This is a genomic window from Pontibacillus sp. HMF3514 (genome assembly GCF_009858175.1).
GTDB lineage: Bacteria > Bacillota > Bacilli > Bacillales > BH030062 > Pontibacillus.
Genome location: NZ_CP047393.1, coordinates 333,808 through 357,851, shown reverse-complemented (window position 1 = coordinate 357,851; position 24,044 = coordinate 333,808). Strand labels below are relative to the sequence as shown.

27 protein-coding genes are annotated in these 24,044 nt (G+C 32.6%); 4 read left to right on the top strand and 23 right to left on the bottom strand.

Annotated features, from left to right (window positions below):
- Positions 1–462 precede the first annotated feature (462 nt).
- The 4 genes from GS400_RS02025 to GS400_RS02010 form a co-directional block, all read right to left on the bottom strand.
- Positions 463–1,638 carry a tyrosine-type recombinase/integrase gene (locus GS400_RS02025; protein ID WP_027446308.1) on the bottom strand — a complete coding sequence of 392 codons (1,176 nt, stop codon included), beginning with the start codon at positions 1,636–1,638 and terminating at the stop codon, positions 463–465.
- A gap of 387 nt (positions 1,639–2,025) precedes the next feature.
- The gene (locus tag GS400_RS02020; protein ID WP_027446307.1) at positions 2,026–2,937 is read right to left on the bottom strand and encodes a tyrosine-type recombinase/integrase; all 912 of its coding nucleotides are present in this window, start codon (positions 2,935–2,937) and stop codon (positions 2,026–2,028) included.
- Positions 2,918–4,078 (bottom strand): tyrosine-type recombinase/integrase, encoded by a 1,161-nt coding sequence (locus GS400_RS02015; protein ID WP_027446306.1) that lies wholly within the window; start codon positions 4,076–4,078, stop codon positions 2,918–2,920. Before GS400_RS02015 ends, GS400_RS02020 begins: the two co-directional genes overlap by 20 nt.
- Complete coding sequence (locus GS400_RS02010; protein ID WP_027446305.1) at positions 4,054–5,628, bottom strand: tyrosine-type recombinase/integrase; 1,575 nt, start codon at positions 5,626–5,628, stop codon at positions 4,054–4,056. The genes GS400_RS02015 and GS400_RS02010 overlap by 25 nt, the downstream gene beginning before the upstream one ends.
- Before the next feature lie 656 nt (positions 5,629–6,284).
- Here GS400_RS02010 and GS400_RS02005 point away from each other — a divergent pair.
- Positions 6,285–6,518: a helix-turn-helix domain-containing protein gene (locus GS400_RS02005; protein ID WP_027446304.1), complete on the top strand. Its 234-nt coding sequence runs from the start codon at positions 6,285–6,287 to the stop codon at positions 6,516–6,518.
- A gap of 263 nt (positions 6,519–6,781) precedes the next feature.
- A complete protein-coding gene (locus GS400_RS02000; protein ID WP_231566565.1) occupies positions 6,782–7,999 on the top strand; it encodes a tyrosine-type recombinase/integrase in 1,218 nt (405 codons plus the stop codon).
- A gap of 224 nt (positions 8,000–8,223) precedes the next feature.
- Here the strand turns inward: GS400_RS02000 and GS400_RS01995 are convergent, their stop codons facing one another.
- From GS400_RS01995 to GS400_RS01970, 6 genes are all read right to left on the bottom strand, one after another.
- Positions 8,224–8,517 (bottom strand): barstar family protein, encoded by a 294-nt coding sequence (locus tag GS400_RS01995; RefSeq protein ID WP_027446302.1) that lies wholly within the window; start codon positions 8,515–8,517, stop codon positions 8,224–8,226.
- Positions 8,518–8,714: 197 nt separating this feature from the next.
- Positions 8,715–9,371 carry a uridine kinase family protein gene (locus GS400_RS01990; protein WP_027447704.1) on the bottom strand — a complete coding sequence of 219 codons (657 nt, stop codon included), beginning with the start codon at positions 9,369–9,371 and terminating at the stop codon, positions 8,715–8,717.
- Between the two features lie 44 nt (positions 9,372–9,415).
- Entirely contained in the window at positions 9,416–10,018 is a 603-nt protein-coding gene (locus GS400_RS01985; protein ID WP_027447703.1) for a histidine phosphatase family protein, read from the bottom strand.
- Between the two features lie 46 nt (positions 10,019–10,064).
- The gene (locus tag GS400_RS01980; RefSeq protein ID WP_027447702.1) at positions 10,065–10,526 is read right to left on the bottom strand and encodes an NUDIX domain-containing protein; all 462 of its coding nucleotides are present in this window, start codon (positions 10,524–10,526) and stop codon (positions 10,065–10,067) included.
- 31 nt (positions 10,527–10,557) lie between these two features.
- Positions 10,558–11,043, bottom strand: coding sequence for an HIT family protein (locus tag GS400_RS01975; protein WP_027447701.1), 486 nt, complete (start codon positions 11,041–11,043; stop codon positions 10,558–10,560).
- Between the two features lie 327 nt (positions 11,044–11,370).
- Positions 11,371–11,823 carry a hypothetical protein gene (locus tag GS400_RS01970; protein ID WP_027447700.1) on the bottom strand — a complete coding sequence of 151 codons (453 nt, stop codon included), beginning with the start codon at positions 11,821–11,823 and terminating at the stop codon, positions 11,371–11,373.
- A gap of 424 nt (positions 11,824–12,247) precedes the next feature.
- On the opposite strand from GS400_RS01970, the gene GS400_RS01965 reads away from it, so the two are divergent.
- Both GS400_RS01965 and GS400_RS01960 read left to right on the top strand, forming a co-directional pair.
- On the top strand, positions 12,248–12,778 hold the full coding sequence (locus GS400_RS01965) for a sigma-70 family RNA polymerase sigma factor (RefSeq protein ID WP_027447699.1): 531 nt from the start codon (positions 12,248–12,250) through the stop codon (positions 12,776–12,778).
- On the top strand, positions 12,768–13,817 hold the full coding sequence (locus GS400_RS01960; RefSeq protein ID WP_027447698.1) for a DUF4030 domain-containing protein: 1,050 nt from the start codon (positions 12,768–12,770) through the stop codon (positions 13,815–13,817). The genes GS400_RS01965 and GS400_RS01960 overlap by 11 nt, the downstream gene beginning before the upstream one ends.
- Positions 13,818–13,989: 172 nt before the next feature.
- On the opposite strand, the gene GS400_RS01955 is transcribed toward GS400_RS01960, so the two are convergent.
- From GS400_RS01955 to GS400_RS01895, 13 genes are all read right to left on the bottom strand, one after another.
- Positions 13,990–14,196: a hypothetical protein gene (locus tag GS400_RS01955; protein WP_027447697.1), complete on the bottom strand. Its 207-nt coding sequence runs from the start codon at positions 14,194–14,196 to the stop codon at positions 13,990–13,992.
- Positions 14,197–14,444: 248 nt separating this feature from the next.
- A complete protein-coding gene (locus tag GS400_RS01950; RefSeq protein WP_036843669.1) occupies positions 14,445–14,867 on the bottom strand; it encodes a hypothetical protein in 423 nt (140 codons plus the stop codon).
- Between the two features lie 200 nt (positions 14,868–15,067).
- Positions 15,068–15,496, bottom strand: a complete 429-nt coding sequence (locus GS400_RS01945; RefSeq protein ID WP_160098568.1) for a hypothetical protein — start codon at positions 15,494–15,496, stop codon at positions 15,068–15,070.
- A gap of 384 nt (positions 15,497–15,880) precedes the next feature.
- The gene (locus GS400_RS01940; protein WP_027447695.1) at positions 15,881–16,624 is read right to left on the bottom strand and encodes an OmpH family outer membrane protein; all 744 of its coding nucleotides are present in this window, start codon (positions 16,622–16,624) and stop codon (positions 15,881–15,883) included.
- Positions 16,625–16,932: 308 nt separating this feature from the next.
- The gene (locus GS400_RS01935; protein ID WP_027447694.1) at positions 16,933–17,409 is read right to left on the bottom strand and encodes a hypothetical protein; all 477 of its coding nucleotides are present in this window, start codon (positions 17,407–17,409) and stop codon (positions 16,933–16,935) included.
- A gap of 264 nt (positions 17,410–17,673) precedes the next feature.
- Positions 17,674–18,327, bottom strand: coding sequence for a hypothetical protein (locus tag GS400_RS01930; protein ID WP_036843975.1), 654 nt, complete (start codon positions 18,325–18,327; stop codon positions 17,674–17,676).
- A gap of 88 nt (positions 18,328–18,415) precedes the next feature.
- On the bottom strand, positions 18,416–18,631 hold the full coding sequence (locus tag GS400_RS01925) for a hypothetical protein (protein ID WP_027447680.1): 216 nt from the start codon (positions 18,629–18,631) through the stop codon (positions 18,416–18,418).
- Between the two features lie 161 nt (positions 18,632–18,792).
- Positions 18,793–19,308, bottom strand: coding sequence for a D-glycero-alpha-D-manno-heptose-1,7-bisphosphate 7-phosphatase (locus tag GS400_RS01920; protein WP_231566660.1), 516 nt, complete (start codon positions 19,306–19,308; stop codon positions 18,793–18,795).
- Between the two features lie 8 nt (positions 19,309–19,316).
- A complete protein-coding gene (locus GS400_RS01915; protein ID WP_027447682.1) occupies positions 19,317–19,778 on the bottom strand; it encodes a GNAT family N-acetyltransferase in 462 nt (153 codons plus the stop codon).
- A 122-nt stretch (positions 19,779–19,900) separates the two neighbouring features.
- A complete protein-coding gene (xerA, locus tag GS400_RS01910) occupies positions 19,901–20,743 on the bottom strand; it encodes a site-specific tyrosine recombinase/integron integrase (RefSeq protein ID WP_027447683.1) in 843 nt (280 codons plus the stop codon).
- A 689-nt stretch (positions 20,744–21,432) separates the two neighbouring features.
- Positions 21,433–21,639 carry a hypothetical protein gene (locus tag GS400_RS01905; protein WP_027447685.1) on the bottom strand — a complete coding sequence of 69 codons (207 nt, stop codon included), beginning with the start codon at positions 21,637–21,639 and terminating at the stop codon, positions 21,433–21,435.
- A 226-nt stretch (positions 21,640–21,865) separates the two neighbouring features.
- Positions 21,866–22,780, bottom strand: coding sequence for a Nif3-like dinuclear metal center hexameric protein (locus GS400_RS01900; protein WP_160098566.1), 915 nt, complete (start codon positions 22,778–22,780; stop codon positions 21,866–21,868).
- A 653-nt stretch (positions 22,781–23,433) separates the two neighbouring features.
- The gene (locus GS400_RS01895) at positions 23,434–24,036 is read right to left on the bottom strand and encodes a hypothetical protein (RefSeq protein ID WP_160098564.1); all 603 of its coding nucleotides are present in this window, start codon (positions 24,034–24,036) and stop codon (positions 23,434–23,436) included.
- Between the last annotated feature and the right edge of the window lie 8 nt (positions 24,037–24,044).

Below are 24,044 nucleotides of genomic sequence, written 5' to 3'. Positions count from 1 at the left end.
ATACCATTATAAATACCAGGTCAATACTTTTTGATAATTAAATTACTAACTTAATTTCACTGTGTTGTTTATGATTTATTATTGGTTTAAATTTAAGATCAATTCTAAATTAAAAATAGAATCTTTATTTGAATAGGTGAGCTTTATTAGTAGTTTGAATTTCACAACACCGTGTCATATAATGGTTAGCCAATTCACTATCAATCTCGTGATATAGTGTGTCAGTGATTACTTCAAAATCCACACCACATGTTAAATCTTCTGCATCAATTTAAAAACAAATTCTTGTTTTGATTTATTCATAGTAATTCCTCCCCGTAAATTGTGTTCATATACTATAAGTAAAAGACACTCTTTGAAAACACACACAAACTAAAAAACGACAAGTACCAAACCATTCAGAAGCTAAGAGAAATTAAAGAAGCTCAAACCATCAAGTCTGAGCTTCTTTTAAGTTCACTATTACAAGTCATTAGGTAGTTTCTTATCAAAATCATCTTCTTTGTCATTGCCTCTAAAGAGTTTAATTGATTTCATTGAATCGGGAAATTGTTGTGGCAAAAAGTGAAAAAGTGTATCGACACTCTTGTAACCCATTTGCTTTCTTACAAGGTATAGAGGGACCCCAGCCTTAACAAGCAAACTAGCGTGCGTTCTTCTTAAGTCATGGAAGGTAATTTTTTGAATGCCCGCTTGCTCAACTAAACGATTAAACCTAGCACGAACGGCAGATGGGCTTTGAACCCCACCGTCTTTTTTCGGGAAAACAAGATCAAATTCATTGTCATATCGGTCGCCAAGTTCTTTCTTCATTAATTGCTGTTCTTCTTTGTGTTTTTGTAGCATTGGTAACAAATATGAGAGTATTACTACCTTTCGGGAACCGCTTTTCATTCCCATTATGGTATGTGTGCCATGCCCTTCATTTGCAACATTCTTCTTAACAATTATCGTCTGTTTATCTAAATCAATATCACTCCATGATAACGCCAATAGCTCTGCTAACCGTAAGCCTGTATATATTTCAAGTTCATACATAATACCTTCGCCTGCTAAGTGAGCCACTTCAAGGAGCTTTTTCACTTCTGATTCACTCAAAACTTTAGTAATACCATTCGGAGTTTTTACTTTCTTCATGAAGCGCACAGGATTCTTATCAAGATAACCTCTTTGCACAGCTGAGCGAAACAAGGTAGATAATATGCCATGAATGTTTTTAATTGTACTTTTCGAATATCCTTCACGGTCTTTTTCCGCAAACAGTTCTGCTATTTCTTGTTCAGTAATTTCATGAAGATACTTACCACTAAAGTATGGAACAATATGTTTGTTTAATAATGCTTGTTTCACTCTGAAAGTCTGGTTTGAAATCATATGAGCTTGTTCCCCATAAAACGAGTCTTCTAGGAATTCATTAAAACGGACCTTTTTTGCCTGTTGCTCTTTTTGTTCTGTACCCAATAGAATACTAATTTCACTTTTATCGCTACCAAGTTCTTCAAGAAACTGATCAGCTTCTTCATTTGTTGGAAATGATTTTTGCTTCATATAGCTTTTTCCAGTCTGTGGGTCAATCTTCACATCGTAAATCACTGCATACCTTGTCTTCTTTTCATTTTCAAATACTTTCTTAGGCATCCTTTTACCTCCAGTTTTTAAGTATGTAAGGTTTCTATTAACAAACATTGATTCACATACTTACTTGTTTTTGATTTTTATATTTAATGTAACTCTTAATTCAAGTTTTGCTTTACTCTCAAACGCGTATTTTGACATGTATGAAGCATCTATTGTTTTCCATGAATCACCCCTTTCAATTGTTACACCAGTTGAAAAATAACAAATAAAAAAGGGCAGACGGATAGTGAGGTCACTAATCCATCGCCCTAGTTCTTCTAGAAACAATGCATTTCTTTGCTTAATTAATTTTGATCTATCTTAACTATATTTGAGCTTTTACTTGATTTCAACTAAAGGCGATAAATTATTTTCAAGATTTATCTGAAGCAATTTACATCACTCCTGTTAAGTAAGTCTGTTCTTGATAGGTAAGTAACTAAGTGTAGTCCATTCTTTCTTATGCCTCATTTGCCTTTGGATTATGTGAATGGGGTAACCCTCAAGATACATTAAATAACACATAGTTGCTCGTAAATCATGAGAAGTGACATTTCGTTTAATGTTCGCTTTTTCTGCTATTTTTTTGATTAATCCATTCAACTTTTGATTTGTTAGTGGCTTGCTATCCATGAAAAATAGCTCTTTATCCCTCTCTTGTCCAAGCCATTCTAAAAAGTATGGGTGTTCAACGTAAGCCTTCATATACTTTAACAAGGATGGTAACATGTGAACTGAACCAGCAAAGGTTTTCTGTCCTTTATTGATTACGATCGTTCCTATATCAAAATTAACTTGCGAGAGCTTTAAATTACATAGCTCTCTTGATCGTAGCCCACAAGTTAAGCATGTAAGAATTAATACAGCATACTGAAGAAAAAATGGATCAAGCAATGCGGCTGCTTGTAATAGACTATCACTTTCATCAGGGCTTAGTGCCCGATTTTTTAAGGTCTGTTTATGAAAAGAAGTTGGATATCTTCCAAAAGGATTTTCCTCAATCATCTCCATACTTTCAAGAAAGTTGAAAAAACTTTTTACTGCACTGAAGTGCGAGCGCAGGGATTGTTCTGTTTTATTGTCTTTAAGGAATTCAACATAACTTTCAACAAAATCAAGGTCTAACGGTTCGTAGCCATCATCCTCTTCCGAATAATAAAATTTATCAAAGTTTAACTCTGCACCACTGTAACCAAACTCCCTAATAAAGTTTCCAAGTTCTTTTAGGGGTATTTTCATCCGCTCTTTAGAACTGTCTTTTAAATTCGCTAGTCTATACCATTTATCATAATAGACCGAATCAAGAACTAAATTTTCCATATAAGGCCTCCTTATTAGTCATAAACTCTAATTCTACATTTGCATACCTATGCTTTTTCAACTCTTCTTTGAGTTGATGTGAAAATAGTCGTAGATACGTTTGAGTTGTATCAACAGAATCATGTCCTAGTAGTTTTTGGATCTTATAAATATCAATGCCGGATTCCAACGCGTACAGAGCAAATGTATGTCGCATAATATGTGGTGAAAGCGTGTCGTCCTCAGAAAATATATTAGCTTGGACACCCTTCATTTTTAAGCTCTTCATCATTTCTCGAACTGTACTTGTTGCAATAGCTCTGCTATTGGTGTTGGAAGAGAATATGAATATACTTTCATACTTCGCTTTCGAAAGTTCCTTTTTTTTGTTGCCATGTCGAAATTCAATATAATGAGTAAGTACTTCAAATGATACTGGTGTCATATAAAATTTCTCTTTAGTCTCTTTCCCTTTTGGAATGACCATGATAGCTTGGTCCTCCCAACAAACATCTTCAATTCGAAGGTTCACCAAACCGTTTACCCTTATCCCTGATCCAATCAACACCCACAAAATCGTATAATTCCTTATAGCAGATGTCGTCTCTTTAACAGTTTCGAAAAGGAACTCTACCTGCTTGGGAGTTAGCGCCTTTGGAACATCATTCTCTGCATTTTTCCCCGAAACTTTAAGCGTATTTCTCAGAAGGTTATTAATCTGCTTTTTATCAAAGATATCTAGTGCAACCGATTTAAGAAAAACTCGCAGAAAAGTTATCTTTTTATCTCTAGTGCCACCATTTTTATATTGATTAATATATTCACTAAGAAAGTCCGGCTTAAATATCTCGGTAATGAGTGTTCTTGACTTTTTTGGTAAATTTTCTTTGCAAAAATTTTTAAAAGTCTTTAATTCACTTTTATATCCCTTTCTGGTCACTTCTCTTTTATGCATATAGTATGAAGTAGAAGAGTTGTAAAAAATATCTTCGGCTTCATCTAATGTAGGAATTGCTTTTGGTTTTGGTGCCTCCATCTCTTTGTTTGCTAATCCCATTTCTTTTAACTGTTTTTCTACAAGTTTTGTGCCAAACTTTCCGATTAAATCATTTAATTGTTCGTTTAACTCAACGTTCTTTAATTTCTGTCTTGGAGCAGCCATGTTTTAGTACCCCCAATCTTCACCTGATCAAGGGCTTCTCTAAGTTCATTTGAATAAAAATGAATATACTTTGAAGTGGTTACTAATGAATCATGTCTAGCTAAAGTCTTAATGTCGATTAAACTAACATTGTTCCGGGCAAGGTTTGTGATATAACAGTGTCTTAACATATGAGGTCCGCCATCTATATTCCAGTTTGCTAAAGTCTTAAATAGAGTAAAATTCTCCACAAACCTACTACGGAAGGTACCCTCTTTTTCATTCGGTCTTCTAAAAATAGGCCCCTTTTTTTCAAAAAATTCCATACTCTTCAAAAGATCGTAAATTTCGTCTGGTATTGGTAAGATATGAGTGTTTTTTCCTTTGGAATGAACAACAAGTGTCCTCAAGGAAAGGTTTATATCCTCCCAATTTATCCGGTGAAGTTCACACATTCTAAAACCAAGCAATAGCATTAAAGCATAGGATAATCGATCTTTATCAGGATCATCAGAGTAGATTGTAATAGCGTTAAAAAGTGCTTCTAATTCTTGATCTTTAGGTAACTTTCTATAAAAATAATCACTCGCTTTAATGTTTGGTAGATGCTCTCCTATGTTTTCTTTTATAAGCTCTAATTCATATAAGCGCTTATAGTACGTTTTTATATCCTTAAAGCGGCGATTACTCGTATAAATCGTTGTGTTTCCTACCTTACTTTCTCTAATTAAGTAGTTTTTGTATTCTATTAGATGCTCTCTAGTTACAAGCCAGACAGGAATACTATTTATCGTGTATCCTTCAAATTCCCTGTAACTTAACAGCCATTTAAAGTGATGCTTAACTTGCTGATTCATCTTATCAACTCTTGATTTAGATGCATTACGTCTCTGGAGATCCTTTAGGTATAGATTCGTTATCGCATGTTCTAGTTTATTTTTAGTTTTTGCCTTGTGATTGATTTCAATAGTGTTAGCTGGATCTATAAAGGTATAAAGGTGCTCATATTTCCTAGCGAAGAATCCACTTGTTACCATGCTCTTCATGATTTCACTATCTGCTAGTTGCTTCTCGGTTAAGTCATTAGGATCTTTGTTGTACTTAACGGAGAGCTTTTCTTCAAATTCAATGATTGAATTTATTAACCTGTATAATGCAGCAGGCTTAATCTTCCTATATCCCTTTAAAAAGTCACGCAAAATTCTTGAAGATATATTGGATAAATATCTCGTTAATAAAAACTCTGTTACCCCTTTTTCACCAAGATTTTTAGACTTTTCAACCTTCCGATTATTAATAACCCCATCTAATTGGATATTCACATTGTTAAGAATGGAAATCAGCTCCTCAACTACATTAGCTTTTCCATCATTCTTAACAACGCTTTCCACTTTTATACATTTTTTTGTTAAAAGTTTTTTTACTTTGTCAATTTGTTGTTTTTTTCTTCCGAAACCAGCAACTTCAAGGGAATTATTTCCATCTTCACTAATCCTAAAGAGCTTTTTTGTGTTTAATTGTAGAACTTCCTTTAACAATTTATCGTCTGTGCTGGTTGGAACCTTTTGCATTTTCCCCCTCCTTTTTACAAAAAGAAAAGCACCTCTATTTGCAGGTACCATATAAGGTATCTGTCAAATAGAGGTGCTCCCTCTTTTTATATAAGATATTTAATTTTGTATTTTTGGATACAGGAGATACTTTAGTTCCCCTTTGATTTTATTATACACAAATTAACATTTAGAAGGCAACAGATTCATAGATTAATTTTTGTTTCTAGTATTTATTTGGTTTTAACCATAAAACAAGAAGAAGATTCAACATCCATATATCTTGTTATTTTAATTTCATTTCAATATTTAGTTATGCTTATCCCAATAAATGCAGTGGCTTTTACGGGAGAAGAAATAACCCCATCTAAATCGACCAGATTACAGGGTGGGTTATTTCTTTTTTATGGATATAGAATTGAGACAATATACTTTCCGCTCAAAAATAATTCTTGACAAACAGAAGTTCGACATTTTATAGTATGTAACATAAGTTATTCAAAAATTTTCAAACAAAATATAATATAAATCAAATGGGATAAACCCCACAGATTGGATCAGGAAGAACCTGCCAATCCAAGGAATAAGATTGAAATCTATGATCTTATTATCTTGGGCGCAGTATGTCTTTCTACCACATCTGTGGGGTTTTTTCTGTTGATTACAGGAGGGAACTTATGAACAGAACAGAAGAATTCACAACATGGGAATCATTGCCAGAAACATTGCAAGCAAAGCACATTGCCGCATACTTAGGGATATCTAGAAGAAGGGTATATGAGTTATTTCAAATCCATGTTGAGCACGGTGGTATTCCAAACTTTGAAATTGGAATTTCTAAAAGAGTTGAAAAAGCTGATTTAAAGCAGTGGATTAAACAACAGAAAGAGAAGAAAACAGAACAAAGATAGGCTAGGGTTAGTAACAACTAGAAAGGTCGGACAACTAACCAGCCACTATTTGTTATTTTCGCTACCTTAACTTTTCATAAAATTGATTCACCAAAATTCAATATTAAGTTTTCCTAAAGAAAGGGAGTTATAGAAGTGAAAGATACTGATTCAAGAAGAAAAAAGATTTATGCCATATTATTCATTATTTCCCATATAGGCATGCGTCCGAGTGAGGTTAAATCCCTTCAAAAATCGAATTAAAGTGAAAAGAAAGGTTGTTTATGATGAAAGGATCTTTCTATAGAAGAGATTGTGTATGTGGAAAGGAATCTAGTCGATGTACTTGCGGGGCTAAATATGCTTTTACCATTGATATTGGTACAGATCCAATGACTGGTAAGAGAAGGCAAAGACAAAGAAGTGGTTTTAGCACCCTTGCAGCAGCAGAAGCTGCCGCTAGGGAACTCCTTTATGAAGTAAAAAATGAAACATATATTGATGAAAGTAATAAATTGTTCAAGGACTTCGCACCAGAATGGCTATCTTTATATTGCGAAGAACGGGAAGTTAAGCCAGGCACTATACGTGTTAGACAACATGAAATTGAAAAGTTAATGCCCTACTTTGCTTATTTGAGACTTAAAAATATCAAATCAGACCAATATGAAGATGCAATAAAAGACCTTAAAAAACATTATGCTCCGAATACTGTAGATGGTATCCATCGCACCGGAAGAATGATTTTCAAGAAAGCTATTCAAAAGGAGTTAATAAAAAAAGACCCCACTCAGTTTGTTGTTTTACAAAAGAAAAAGAAGACCATCGAACAATTAAAGGAACAGGATATCCCAAAATACATGGAAAAAGAAGAACTCGCTTTATTCTTAAAAACAGCTGCTAAACAGGGGTTAGAGATGGACTTTCCTATTTTCCTCACACTTTCTTACACTGGGATGCGTGTAGGGGAACTGGTCGCACTGCAATGGGACGATATTGACTTTGACAAACATACAATTCGAATTATTAAAACATACTACAACCCAAATAATAACACGGTTCAATTTACTTTAGGCACACCTAAAACAGTTACATCTGCACGAACGATTGCCGTTGAAGAGGATGTAATAAGTGCACTTGAAATCCTGAAATGTTCACAGGAAAAGGCCAAAAAGCGTTTAGGAGATGCGTATGCCGATCAAAACTTTGTCTTTGCCAAACTAGAAAGACACCCTGGTTACCCTATCTTTACTAAAACAGTTGAAGACCGAATGGAGCGGTTACTAAAATTATCAGGATTAAGTGACACCCTAACTCCGCATTCTTTGCGCCACACTCACACATCATTACTGGCAGAAGCAGAGGTTGTAATAGAGGATATTATGGAACGCTTGGGACACTCTGATGACGATACTACCAGACTTATATATCGTCATGTGACAAAGGAAATGAAGAAAAAGGCTTCTAACAAGTTTGGAAAACTCATGAGAAGCATAAGTTAAGCATGTTTAGCAGGATTCCATGAGTCTTGTCTCACTTAGTATATATTTTGTTTTGCCGTAACTAATATATATCAATATTCTAGAGATTGTTTACATTTCCCCCCTTTCATCATTAGGGGGGGATTTGACGGTCTGTCCATTTACTGTTTATTCTAGATTTGCGCCCTTTAACGGAACACTTGAATTCGAGATATTCTTAATAGTATATTTCATCTTAGTAGCATTTAGTGAAATAAGAATAACCTTTTCTCTTCGGGAAATTCTTCGTTAAATTCAGTAAGACATTCTAATAATATATTGGCATCAGAAGGGAATTTATCCTCAAGATTAGACCATCCAATAAACTGTAACTTCATTGGTAGATCAATAAGTCCAGTTATTGCATCCCAAAAAGCATCCCAGTTCTCACCATAGAAATCAGGAAATTCAAGGGCTTTTTTTAATAATATATGTAACTCTTGTACTGTATTAATAGTAGATACATCAATTGTAATCATATCATTTTTTTCTATACTCAAATGAAACACCTCAATTAAAAAATTACCACTCTTCTTCAATTGTTTTCAATTTAAAGTAAGTGCACTATAGATTATTCCAGGAAAGCGCCCTTATGTGGAACACTTGAATTCGAGATATCTCTATTTAGTTACTTGGCTTTATTTCATTGATTATTACAATTTTCCAGCACTATTAACACTTCTGATTCCATATCTAATTAAAACCGGTTAATTAGATAATCACCTTTTTCCATAAGAAAATTTACGTTGGAATTTTTTAAAACAACATCAAAATTTTGATGGTAAGGGTGCATAAATAACTCATATTGAATTCTACGCTCTTCATGAGATTGCCTTAAATAATTGATGTTTGTCCCTCTTTCCGAAACATCTCTAACACCTCTTCTATTTAACTCGGTATCTCCACCAGTATATAAGAAAATTTTTAAATCTAATAAATTAGGATTAATAAATGCAACGCTCATCCCTTCTACAATATTTATTTTGTTTTGTGAAGAAATTAAAGTGCTCTCCATATAATCAGTTCCTATTGTGTAAAAATTTAAACCATCTCTCATCATATTGATGTCTCTTTCTAATGCTTTTATATTATGAGCTGAGGGATGACAAGCCGTCATTTTATATTGATGATGCTCATTTTTATATTCATAGTCAATAGTAGTGTACTTTCTAAGGTGAGAACCGATAATATACGGGTCGGTATTAATATAATTCACATCATTTCGCCCCAAAATCTTTTTAAGTTTATTTGAAAAAGTTGTCTTTCCTGAAGCACCATGACCCGAAATCCCAATGATTACTTTTTGTTCTTTATTGGTTAACAGATTGGCTATATCATGTATTACCTTGTCCATAATTCCCCTCCCATTTTCGGCTAAAATTTACTTTCTTCATTAGATTATCTTAGTTGCTTTAAGGGATCTAAGTGAGAAATATTGTTTATAAAATGAACAATTTTATTTCGCTCTACTAATTCTAAAAAACTAATACTAGTGTCCCCTAATTTAAAATAGTAATCTTTAGATATCCCCATTCCAAAAAATGAACGGAGTATGCAATTTATAACACCACCATGAGCAACTATTGCAATTCGGTTGTAATTATTAACAGAAATTATTTCTGAAAATATACTTTCTATCCTCATTCTAAATTCAATATGTGATTCCCCCTCTCTATATCGTTCATGCAAATATTGGGGTTTGGGATATTTTTTTGCTTCTTCAAAGCTTAGTCCTGCTTGGACTCCATTATTAAACTCCATTAATTGTTCTTCATACTCTACTGGGCAATTAACTGTTTCTGAAAGTAGTTCTCCTGTCTCACTAGCTCTTTGTAGCGTACTTGCCCAAATAAAATCTGGTGGAAATTCTAATTTTACTTTCTTAGCCATTAAACTTACTTGTTGTCTACCTAAATCCGTTAAGGAAAAATCAGCTCTACCTTCATGAACATTTAAAATATCAGCTTCAGATTCTCCATGTCTAATCAATAATATTTCCATCTCAACAACCCCCTCATCTCTCACCATAGCCCCTTAGCTTATTAAGTTAATTAACATCTCCTAGATAAATGGGGGATTTTTCTTTATTAAAATGCTTAACGATATGTGTTCTTATCTCTTTAGGATATAGCCTATATTGCATCAATTCGGTGACATCCACCCATTCTATCCCTATTTGATGTTTATCAGGGTTGATAGGTTCTTTGTAATTTACATTATCCCTCAATTCACAAGTGAAATAGTATTCAACTTGGTGAACATCATAATCAAATGTCGAGTATTCATGATTCTTTCCAATATACTCTCGTATGTGTAAGAGTTCTTCTACGTTTATATCGTATCCAACTTCTTCAATACATTCTCTTCTTAATGCATTATGTAGTGTTTCACCATGTTCTTGACCACCACCAGGACAAAGATAAAAAAACCCTTCTTTATCTTTGTTTTTTGTAAGTAACACCCTATTTCCTTTTATTATAATGCCTTTTGCAGAATTTCTAATGTTCATTACGATCGTCCCCTTATAGTGAATTTTAAGATCACTCCTGGTTAGCTAAAAGTTCTTCTATCCCCAAACGTAACTTTTCTGAATAGAAAGGACGTTCATCTGGTTCGGTATAAGATCCTTTTGTTAGATAGAGGTTGTCGTTTTCATATCTCGGGTAAACGTGAAGATGATAATGCCATACGTCTTGATTACCAGCAGGCTCATTATGTTGTCGAGTAGAAACTCCATCACACCCATATGTGTGTTTCATTGCAAACGCTGTCATTTGAGCAGCACGATGAATCTCAGCAGCCATTTCTGCTGTAAGTTCATATATATTCTCGAAATGTTCATTAGGAACAACAAGGACATGCCCTTTGTTGTTTGGCCACCATTTGCTAGCAATAAATGCAGTTACATATTTATTCTGATAAATGATGTCTCTTTGCTTCGTTCCTTTATTATCTTTTTCAATACCTGAAACAATACGACAAAATGGACACTCATACCCTTCAGGTTTATGAGAATATAGCTTCATATCGCAGATCACTCCTCTTTATTTTCTTCATGAAACTTACCTCCTTATTTCGATAATAAACTTACGTTCTCGTGCTACTAAAAAAACACAGTCAACAGGTGTCAGGTATTACATAAGTAACAGTTATAGTTAAAATTTTCAGAAAAAACACATTGTAATATTCTAACACAATAACAATATATTTCAATTTAATTTTATGTGATCCAAACATAATAATAGAGCGCACAACCTTTTCTTCCAGGTATGCGCCCTAAACATGAAGACTTGATTTCGAGATATCACCATTAGGATCTTCCCTCAGCATCCGTCAGTTTACAAAAAGCCTTTTTATTGTTCTAAAGAGTCTTCAAAATAATGTTCTAATTTAGATGCTTCTTCAAGAAAAGAGTAAGTAATTTGCATACCGCCTTTAATATCGGTTCTTGTTACATAAATAGAATCCCCATTTACAAAAAATATCTTAATTTTATATCCCGATTTCAGTTCAATATTGATTCCCGCTTTCACCTTAGAATTTTGAGAAGTCCCATCAATCCTAGATTGATCAGCTATTTTGTTTGCGGGGTAATCATTAAACCAACTTATTATTTTGTTTAATTCTTCTTTTTGAATTATTTTCTCATTATTATTCGCTTCCCACACCCTAGCAATATGGACTTGACTTCTTTCAATCGGTTGATGCAGTAATAAACTGTCCATAAATTCTTTGTTTTCTTTATATTGATGCCACCATAAAAACCCTAATATGAGAGCAAAGACTACTAAAATTATTTTTTTCACTTATTTCTCCCTCCTAAATTCTCCGACGGCTCCATCAAACGGTAAGATATCAACCCTTCAATTCTAGATATTACTTCCATTTTCCTTCCTTTTACATTGTAAGTATCATCACTATCCCCATTTTAAAAGGCGCTTTCACTCTGTTTATTTTGTACTTACATATTAATGAGGTACCTAATACCTGAAATTTTAAGAGGGATATTTACTTTTCTTCCACTGCCCCCCTTTTACTTCATACTCTATAGAAGCATAACTTCACAAATCAAAATGCGCTAAACCAATGACATATATGATACAGTTACTCCATTATATTCAGAAATACTCATTTCATAAAACAGCATCCTTCTTTTAATTACTTTTTTAAATTTAAGGGAACGGAAATAACTTTGCTCTCGTCTAACATGATGAAAGAGGAGGGAAGGATATGGAAGATGATCATACTTATCAAGATATATTAAAAGACTTAATGGAAAAGTACGGCGATATGGTTCTCCGAGTTGCTTTTACTTACGTTAAAGAAGAGAAGCTAGCTGAGGATCTTTCACAAGAAATTTTTATACGTTGCTATAAATCCCTTCATAACTTTGATAATCGTTCCTCTTATAAAACCTGGTTATATAGGATTACTGTGAATTATTGCAAGGATTATGTAAGAAGTTGGGCTTTTCGGAAATTAATTCCCAAGTCAATGACGAAAGTAGAGTATGAACATAACATGCGATCTGTTGCTACTGAAGTTTTAGAAAAAGAAGAAAGCGAGGAGTTATTTCATAAGGTGTTAAGGCTTTCTGTAAAGTTAAGAGAAGTTATAATCCTCTATTATTATGAGGAGTTAACGGTAGATGAAATTTCTGATGTTCTAGATGTAAATTCTAATACTGTGAAAAGTAGACTTCATAGAGCAAGAAGAAACTTAAAGGAATACATGAAAGGAGGAATGGTCCTTGGAGAATAATTGGAAGTACCCTAAGCAAGTGAAAAAAATGAAGTTCACTGAAGAACATCAAGATAAGGTATTCTATGGCCTTAATAATCTTAATAAAAGAAAGAATAAATCTCGTAAATTACTGTATAGTTCAGTTGCTGCTATTTTCATCATACTATTTTCATTTGAGCTTTTTGTACCATACATGAGTAATGTCTTTGCCAATATTCCTCTCATTAGTCATTTTATTAAGGAAGAAGAGCAAAACAGAGAGGAAATGGAAAAAATCTTGGAGCTTGTGGTCCCTATCGTTGAAAGGAACGGCACAGACCTTAAGGATTTAAATATAATGACTGAAACAAAGGAAGTGAGTGTGAAACTAAAAGGATATTCTGGAGACTATGAAGATATAGCACAAAATATCGAGGAACATCTAGGAAATAATGGTTTTCAGGAGTACACTGTCAAAGCAATACGTTATGAAAAGGAAGAAAGTCAATCCAAGATAAGCCCCGAAGAATCAAAAGAATGGAAACAAAATATGGAGGATGCTAAAAAACTTAAAAACACTTTGAAGAAACGCTTGAAGGAAAAACGATATGAATTATTGTTCCCCGTATCAGTTAGAATAAATGATACGGAAGGTGTGTTTGTAAACGTAACAGTGCCAGAATCAGAAACTAGAATCAAACAGTTAAAAGATATTCTTAAAAAAGAAGCAAAATCATATGAGGATAAAGTTAAGTTAGATGTTAGACAGGTACAAAAGATTGCTAGAGAACAGGAGAAACGATGGGAAAAAACAAATGCAATTAGCCACATTGGGCGTGCTTTGATGGAAGCAGAACACTTACCTGTAATTGGTTTTGCTTATTCTTTCCATCCCTACCCACTACAAATCAAGATCAAAACATCATTGGATGCAAATGATTCTGATGCTTCAGAAATAGCTGATGAAATTCGCTCAGAAATCAATGTATTTATCCAAAGTAATGAAAAAAATAAATCTATACGTGAGGACAAATACAGGATTATTGTTTTAAGTAAGGATAAAAATGAAATAGATTAAAAATGAAAAGTCGCATTCTTATGCGACTTTATTTTTTATATTCCAGTCGAATAGGTCTTGTATGAAATTATCTTATTAGAAGAAGACATTTTATCTTTAATAAGAGTCTTCAACAAACGCTCCCGATACTTTAAGTATTTCACAATCTTGGATACATGCAAGTTTCATCGGTTTATCCCTTTTCATCTTCCTCATATGCGTCATTTTGTTCTCGCCATTTAAATACTAAAATTGATAGTGGTAAGCTTGCTAGACCAGCTATCAAGGGTATCCAGCTCTCTATTATTTCTGGTCCGTGAGCAATCGCTAGCAATATGTAACTTAATACTATCCCGATTAAAAGGGAGACGACATATTGCCCCAAAACTTTGAATTTCATTTCTGTATTCCTCCTATTTTTGTGAGTTTTGCAAATTTACTCCATAACTACTTCTTTAGTAAAGCAATCTATTTACATTAGGGTACGGTCTTTCACAATCTCCACACATATTAGCATAAATATCAATTTATTTAGGGATGTTAACTAAAAATATAGACGCTACCATTTATTCAATGATCGCGCCCGATTGCTGATTACTTGAATTCGAGATAAACTTTCCTTAAAATTTAAAATCGAACCATTCATTTCTAGCTCTCTTTTTCGAAAGGCTTTTTATTAAGGATTCTTTTTAAGGTCTTTGCATCTTCTCCCGACTTTTTGATATACCCTTCATTTTGCCCCCTAACCATCTCAATAATGTTTGTATCTTTTATGATATAAATCGAATATTCGTTAAACTTCCTGACATTTTCCTTTTTTAAACTTTGTACATGGAGAGTGTAGGTAGGACCTGATCCAGATACTTTAATATCATTCCAAAGTGTATCATCTAAAATCTTTATTACTTCCTGTACTTGTTCTTCATTTGTTATCACTTTGGAGTTGCCATAATCTCCTACGCCTTTTAGGTTTTCTACAACGATTTTGTATTCATTATGGTTGCTGTCAGAACAACCTGCTAGGACTAATAATAAGATAATGTAGATTTTCAAACTCTTTTTGATGTTCATCACCCCTAACGCTTAATTAGCAATCCGTGAATTTTACACTTTTTTTCTCAATGCTACTCAATTTTAACATAATTATCCAACAAGATTGAGTAGAGAATTCTTCTTCCTTTACGTTCCGAAAATACTAAAAAGACGCTAATTCTTATTAAAGAGTAGCGCCCTATAAATGAAGATTTGAATTCGATATAGTTATGTATGCTTTATGTTTTAGATTCAAACTCATAATTCTCGACATCTTGAGGGTTATTAAAAATGTTTCTTAGTTCAAAAGGTATTGCTCCTAAAATCTGTTTACTGACACCTGCAATTTTCCATTTCCCACCTCTTTGAATTAGTTCAAGTTCATATAATTGATTCTTTGTTCCTTCCAACTCCCTTTGCTCTTTAGCTATCACAAAAATATTTATCCGCTTTTCAGGCTCTATTTTTTTATATTCACCATCCACTCTTTCAAAATGTAATCCATCATTATCTTTTTTTGTTAAAATGTCAAAATCTATTAGCTCAAAGCCGTTTTTTGCTTCCTTTTCTAGGTCGGAAATATAATCTTCTTTAGTTATATAAACTTCTTCATACTCTTCAAATGTCATATAAGATGTAGCTTTAATATATTTTTCTTGCTTAATCATATTATAATAGTTGGATACTACTTTCTCTGATGTCTCCCCTGAACAAGAAATAGTGAAAAGGATCAATAATACTAAGAGCATCTTAATTGGTTTAGAATTCACAATATCCCTCATTCCTTTTTGTGATGTTGTGCGTATTGTCCATTAGCAAACACATTATTTTGATACTCAAATTCTTCATAAATAATATCATACAAATAGAATGTAATCTTTATTATTTATAGGCATTATGTTGAATCCTTGTCTTCGACATAATGGCCCGGAAACAGATAAAGAGCGCAAACACCATTATTCAAGATTTGCGCCCGTTTGCGGAAGACTTGAATTCGAGATGATCTTACTTAGGATCTTCAACTAACGCACCCGTTAGTGAAATAAACATATTTAATCAGAAATCATTTCAACAAATGTCGCATAATCAGAGGAGTGACTTTCTGCAATGTAGACTGAATTGTAATTTTTAAAAACAGCATGAATTGATTTGATCTCACCAATTGATAAGTCTTCTCCTAGAGCTTCTATAAATGCTTCTTCATTTTTAATTTTAAAGGATATTGTTCCATTTGTTATATCATACATTGTGTGAGGTACTTGGTTAAAATGCTTATTGTTTACTGTGAATACATATCCGCCATGTGCTTCATCTAATCTCACCGTACCAGTTAATTCTAATTCCCCGTTAAAATCAATTCGATATCTTCTAATTTCCTTATTCTGTTTCTCCATTTTAATATTCTGCACAGTAACAGCACCAACCTGAGAATCTTCCGTTATACTCTCTGGTTTGAATAGACCCAATATTTTAAAGGCTTTATTCTCACCAATTTCATTCCCCATAACCTCATAGGTTTGTTGTAAGAGTGCTTGAAGACTGTTAATCTTATTTGATTTGAATTGAAGCTCACTATTTTTTATTTCATTGTCATTTTTCAATGTATCCAATTCATTTGCGAGTTGACGATTTTTTTCTTCTGCCTTTTGTAAGTCGTCCTGATACTCTTCTAGTGAAGCTTGTTGCTCTTTGGTTTTGTTCTCAAGTTCATTTGATACCTTTTCTGAAGAATCTTCAGTACAGCCTACTAATACTAAAAATATTGATGAACACAGAAATACGAAAATTCCTTTCATAAAAACCTCCTCCTAAATCAGCAAAATTTCAGATAATACACTGAGTTTCTTAAGCTAAATCTTTCTGGAAATACGGTGTTCCTTATTCAACTATCCTGCCTCGTTAGTTGAAGAACACCAAATCTAAATCCCTTCATATTTTAACATAAATATCCAGAAGGCGATCTGATATATTTATGATCAAGACAAATAAAAAGGGGGCTCCCCTTATTCCAGGAAAGCGCCCGTTTACTGAAGAATTGAATTCGAGATAAATTACAAATATGTTCTTCCACTAACGCACTCCGGTAGCAAAAGATGAAATTGTACTATCCTTCTTCACTTAACGTTTTTGCTTTATCTCGAAATTCTTCAACCTGTGGTAACAGTTCATCAATTATTTTCTCAAATTGTTCCTGGTCTAATATCTCGTCATCATAAGAGGTTACGGTTTGAAAAATAATATCTAAATTATTTTTTATTTCATTATAGTTTGAAGTTTTAGTAGTAAGTAAATATCGAAGTCCTTGTTCGTAAGACGATAATACTAATTGAGGTTTTGTATCAATATATTTTGAATGGAAGGTTTCAAATGTATTTAATCTTAATAATGTATCTTTCATAAGAACATTATTCTTTGAATCAACTGCTCTAACAGTACCACTTATGTGGTTTTGAAAGATAAGTAATTCTTTTTTTAGTATCGCACTTTTAGCTTCTACATTTTTTTGGTATAGATTGATAGACAATACACCCAATAAGACTATAATAAGTGCCATTAGCACAAAATAAATACCTTTTCGCATCGACTCCCCCCTTTTTTTATTAAACAATACTGCTTCTTTAGTTTAAGATCATCTTTTCACAATGCCCCTCCATTTTAACATAATTCCCCAATTAGATTGAGCAGGGAATTATTCTGTCTTTACATTCTGAAAATAAAAAAAGACGCTAATTCTTATTAAAGAATCGCGCCCTAACACTGAAGACTTGATTTCGAGATAAATTAAAAGATAATATTCTTCAAAGCCTCCAATAAGCCTTGAAACTATCCAGGTTTTACAAATATATTAATAATTATTTTTCTTTAGTTTATCCAAATAATTAAATGCTTCTCTATATCTTTTTTGTTTTCCTATACTAGAAAAATTGTCCTCTAAGACCTTCTTAGCTTTATCATATTCATCTAGACTTATATAGGAAGCTGTCACATAAATTATCCACTGGTCAGATTTTAATGGTCGAGCATCTTTATTTTCATAGCTCTTAACAATTCCTTTTGCTGTTGAAACCTCATCAAGAAAATTAAATACCCAATTGATCATATAGAATTTAAGTTTCTCTCCAATTTGAAGATATCCTTCATCTTCATAAAAAAATAACCTTTTTTGATAACTTTTGGGTATCAAGGTTTCCAATGGTTGCCTTAATGTAATATCTGGTTTATTAGCTAATAGTTTTTCATCACCCACCATATTTAGGGCTATTTTATTAACATTAGGAACCTCTATTTTTATCCAAGGATATAGATGGGCTTCGGCATGCGATTGATATTTAGGATTTATTATTGTAGTTAATTCTACACCCTGCGAAGACTCTTTAAAGTTTCTTAGATATTTAGTCGAGTTCTTCCTTCTAGAAAAACCTTTAGCTTTGAGGAGTGCATCTAACTCTTTTTCCATCATAGCAATAGTTTTTTCTTTTACTATTTGTTTATTAACCAAGTTTCCACCTAATTTCTATAGGTTCTTCAATTATATACCTTTACTTGTCTAACTCCATGCTACTTCGATCAAATACTATTTAGAAACATTAGTCTTTATCTTTTTGGGGTGATACCAATATACTTAATCCTTCATCCTTTCCGTTGTCCCACATTTTCACCCACGGATAGGTATTCTCAGGCAAATGAAATGTTCTTTCTTCTTGTGGTTTGATATGCTCCATACTACACATAGTACCGTTAATCTTTGTTCCCGGATGAATACTTACATTTCTTCCAGTATCATTATAATATTTGAATTTCATCAGTTTTCACCTCTATTAATTTTATTTCAAGTTACTCATTATGAAATCCTTCAAGTTTATTTTTTTTTGATCCGTAAGAAAGACGCGTTATTAAACAAACGCGCCCGATAACGGAAATCTCAATTTCAAGATAAATTGCGGCTTTTCAAGCTTAATTTAAATCATATGTAACTAATTACGTCTTTCACATTATCAAGCTTTTTAATTCTTGGATCTATTGCATCTACTCCTATTCCAAAACCTTTCATATTCATGTTTATGGCTAAATCTATATCTGCTTTAGAATCACCGATCATAAAGGATTCATTTATATCTATATTAGAGTATTTGTTAATTGCTTTATGAATCATGCCAGTCTGGGGTTTAATACAGTTACAACCTTCATCCCTCCTATGAGGGCAATAAAATACATCGAGAATCTTGATTCCCTGAGAAGATAACCTCTCAATCATTAACTTGTTAATTTGCTCATACTGTTGCAATGTTATGTAACCTTCATTAATTAAATATTGATTGGTTATTATAATAATTTTATATCCTTGTTTTTGTACTTTTTGTAGTGTGTTAATAGAATTTGAAACAAATTCGGGAGTAGTTATACTTGACCATTTTTCGTCAGGATAATCTTCAATTATTGTTCCATCTCTATCAAAGAAAGCAACTTTTATTTTAACCATCTCCAACATTAAGAAGGGAAATATTCCATTAGTTCAGTACTATGGACGTAACCATTCTTTTTATAATAATTAATACTTTCATCGCTAGGCCATACTATAATGAATTCAAAGTTATTTTCCTTAACCCACTTATTAATTGTAGAAATTATCTTGCTTCCAATGCCCATATTTCTATACTGTTTAACAGTATATACATTTGTCATGAAAGCAAATGGATATGTTATTCTCCCAGGCCTTGGAACTTTTTGTATTAATTCTATGTAAATGTGAGATATTAGTTTTCCTTCCTCTTCCGCTACCCATATATACCACTCACCATTTTTCATCGCGTTCTCTAAAAAAGATCGACATTCTCTTTCAAAATCATTATATGAAGATTGTCTTTTACTATCATCGAACTCAATTGTATTATCCCACCTCATCCTTATTAGTTGATCAATGTCTTTTGATTCCGCTAGTCTTATATTCATTTATAATAACTCCTCCTCCATGTGTATATTTGCTTTTCTCATTTTAATACCAATTATTTCAAAACTATTCTTAAAACTCAATTTTTTACTACTAAAATAAAAAAACACGCTCAATGACGTGTTTAAAAGTATTTCGTATATAAATCATGTCTCATCTTACCACTAAGTTGTGCGTATAACTTGGTTGTTTCACTCTTCTCGTGACCAAGTAAGCTTTGAATAACTTCTACTGGAGCCCCATTATTAATCATGTGTGTTGCATAACTGTGTCGAAGTTGGTGGGGATGTATATTTTTATTGATACCTGCTCGGCAAGAGATCCGTTTAATAATGTATCGTATATTATCAATACTCATTCTCTTCCTCGGTCTTCTTTCTGTAATGAACAAGCAATCATACTCATCTTCACGTTCTTCTAAATATCTTTTTAACCACAGAGAGCAGCGAGTATTAAAGTACACTTCTCTTTCCTTGTCACCCTTACCATGAACAATGACAGAATTGGTAGCAAAGTTAATGTCATCTCGATTCAACTTTACGACCTCACCTATACGACATCCTGTAGAATAAAAGAACTCGAATAGCGCATTTTCCATAGAAGTATGGCAAGCTTCTCTCAAATGTTCTATCTCTAACTCTGATAAAAACTTTGGGATTCTTTTACCTATTTTAGGTTCTTTCAATTTTGTTGCTGGATCCATCTGTATGAATCCTTCTTCATATGTCCACTTAAATAGAGATCTAAGGCAACGTACTCTATGCCCCATACTGGATGGCTTCAGATGTTCACCTTCTTCAACCAAATAATTTTTTAATTGGTCAGTAGTAAGAGTATTCACCTCAACGTCCCCAAAATGACTCAGTAGTGTATTGTACTGGTAGCAATACGATTTCAATGTTAAAGGTGAATAACCTTCAATCTTTTTATCTAGTTGATATTTATGCCATACATCAGATAAAAGCATACTAATTCACTCCCCAAGGTTATAATCCAATTAATCTTGAATCTAGTATGACCTTGGAGAGTGTACTTAATACTTGCTTTATTCAATTATATAAGAATTAATACTTAATTGAACTCCCCATTAGACTGCATGTTCATGGACTTTCATAGTTCCACATAAGCGCCCTATTGCTGAAGACATGATTTCGAGATAATAGCAGTAAAGGATTAATTAATAGCCTATTATCCCAATTTAAAATATATTATTAAACTTCTTATACACTGCCCGAACACCTAATGGCCCAATTAATAATACCAGAATAAATAAGATCAAATTAGGTGGATTCTGATAATTTTCTCCATCTATTAAAATATACAAATTCCAAACTAACGCTCCAAAATAATATAATATTAAAAATATGTACAAACCCTTAGTAAATAAGTTTCTTTTATTCATATCCCCAAACATAAATTTTAGTAACTTCAAAACGAACACCTCTTTGTCAGCTAAGTTTACTATAGATTTTTCCATTTAACTTCTCAAGGTAACTGCATAGTTAGTATATCGACTAAAACAATTATTTTTCCAGCATCCTGTTAATATGACCCTATTTAAACAAACGCGCCCTTTAACTGAATACTTGAATTCAATATAATTATCAAAATGAACGTTTACCCTAACCAAATAGTTTAAATTCATTTTCACACATTTTAATCTTCTAAATCAGCGATATATAAAGGGAAATTGTCTGAAACTGATTTCTTCAAACATTCCATATGACAAAACATTTGTTGTTCCTGCTGAGTATCACTAGCCTTATCCCAATTAGATACTACTATAATTGAAGTAATATCTGGTTTTTTTGATATTATCCTCTTATCACAAAAACAACATTGATAGGAAGAATTATCATTCATAACATCACCACATTTCGTACTTCTCTTTTTAACTCAACTAGCCGTTAGTATAAGTACATTTTCTCACAACTAATTCAATTCTTATAACAAACAAATATCCAGTTAAACCTAGGTTATAATATATCAAGATAAATAAAAAACGGTCTTTCCTTACTCCAGAATTGCGCCCTATAAATGAACACTTGAATTCGAGATAAATCATAAAATGCCATTATATTGCCATTAGTTATAGCCACCATTCTTTTTGGGGAATTAAATTAATGCTTTTAAAATTAAAATTCTTTTCAAACCAACGATACATTAAAGTTTTCTTTACTAAATACTCTGAAGCAGAATGCGAAACACCTATTAATGACATTTTAGTATGTTTTGCATAGTTTTTAACTTCGTCATATCTTTTCTTTCCGTAATCATTATCTATATGGCAATGAATTTCACCAGAGATATAAGCATCTACTCCTCTATCCTCAGCGATTTGCATCCACTTTGTTTTATCACCACAACCAGCAACAATTGCCACTTTTTTCACCTCTATTTTGTTTCCTTCAAAATCTACATAAGGAATATCAAAAATACTTTGAAGTTGTTTTATTAAGCTATCTGTATGGGTTGGTTTTATGTTTCCGATTATTCCAATATCGTCATGTCTTTCATTATGAATAAATCTTTCTGTTATTTCTACTTTCATTTCTTCCGCAATTGCTTGACTTGTGCCTAAAGTTTTATGATAATCCATAGGCGCATGGCAAGTATATATAGAAAGCCCCTTATTTATTACTTGGTCTAAAAGAGATTCATCGATCGGGACGAACCCTCTCCCCCATTTCCCGTTTGGATCTCCACACTCCATTAACAGAGGATGGTGCATAAACAATAAATCACCAGCTGCTCCTTTACTTATAAAACTTTCCAATACATCTTTTGTTGGAAAAACTGCCAAAAATAAATTTTGTACATTTGGATTACCTTTTATCATTAAACCATTAAATAGCTCGTTAAATTTAGGTTCAAATTTCTCTTTCCAATCTACCTTTCCTGCATAAACTTGAGGGATAAACCTACTAAAAGCAGGGTCCTTTCCAAACCGTTCAATCTCAAATTTAGCATCCAAATCACGAACAATATCCTCTAAATTTACCAATCAAATACTCCTTTCTTTTTTCTTTCTCTCAAACAAAACAAAAAACACCCATCCCATATAAAGGGACGAGTGTTTCACCCGTGGTTCCACCCAATTTTCCATTACCTTTAAGGAATGGCTTTGGTAATGCTGTATCGTAGCTTTACGGTATGAACTACTTTTCTTTCATCTATACAGCTCAAAGGTGGTAAGTTACTACACTGCATTAGGAAGATCCCAGCATTCCTTCCCTCTCTGATAACCGTTTGCAATAACTCTTATCCTCATCGTCGCAAAATTTTAATTCAATATATATCATTTTCCATATTTAGTCAAATACTATTCGAAACGACCTGTTTTAAATAATTATTTACAATAAGATCTTTAACGGTATTGAACTGAGTAGTTAACTTTATATTCTACAGCTTCTCCTAAAGATGCCAACCCTTTTTGTTCCAAGTAAGCGCCCATTACGGAAGACTTGAATTCGAGGTATATTTCCTATTTATATTACTCTAACCCCTTTGTTTTAAGTATCAAAATTCACCGTGTATATTCTTGCCATTGTTCTATTCCAATTTATTTATTGCTAAATTCAATTTAGAATTATCCTTAGTTAATGCTTAAAGAAATAAACTTTTATTAGTTGATTTAAATACAAACCCCTTAGTATTTTACGGTAAATATTGTTCACTAGCTAATATTAATTTTTTATTGACAAAATACAAGTTAAATAATCGGTTGTGCTCATTTACCTTATTCTGTAGCTCCTCTGCTTCTGATATTTTAATCAAATCATTACTATTAAGTACGTAAAAATCAGCATTACTTGATACAGAAACCCTTTTACTTTCCTTCATTTCAATTTCAAAGCCATTTGGAGCCTTATTGTCGGCTTTCTTATTGACGAATTCTATATACATTGATAAATTTTCTTGATTAATCTCTTTAATATAGCCATATTTGTGCTCTAAACCTGGAATGTGATTTACTAATTTTCTTAGTTGAGAAACTTCTACATCAAATTGTTTAGTTAAAATTAGATTATTTGATGCTATTCTATTTTCCAATACCTTTATTTGTTTTTGATTCTGATCAATTATGTCCTTTAAATGAGCAATTGATTGATCAAACTCTTTTTTAAAATCCTTTGATACAGATGTTTTTTCACTATAATCTGCTTTATTTGATACAGATGTTTTTTCACTATAATCTGCATCATTCGAACATGAAATTAGTAAAAATAAAAGGCAAAAGCTTGAGAATAACTTCTTCAAAATATTCA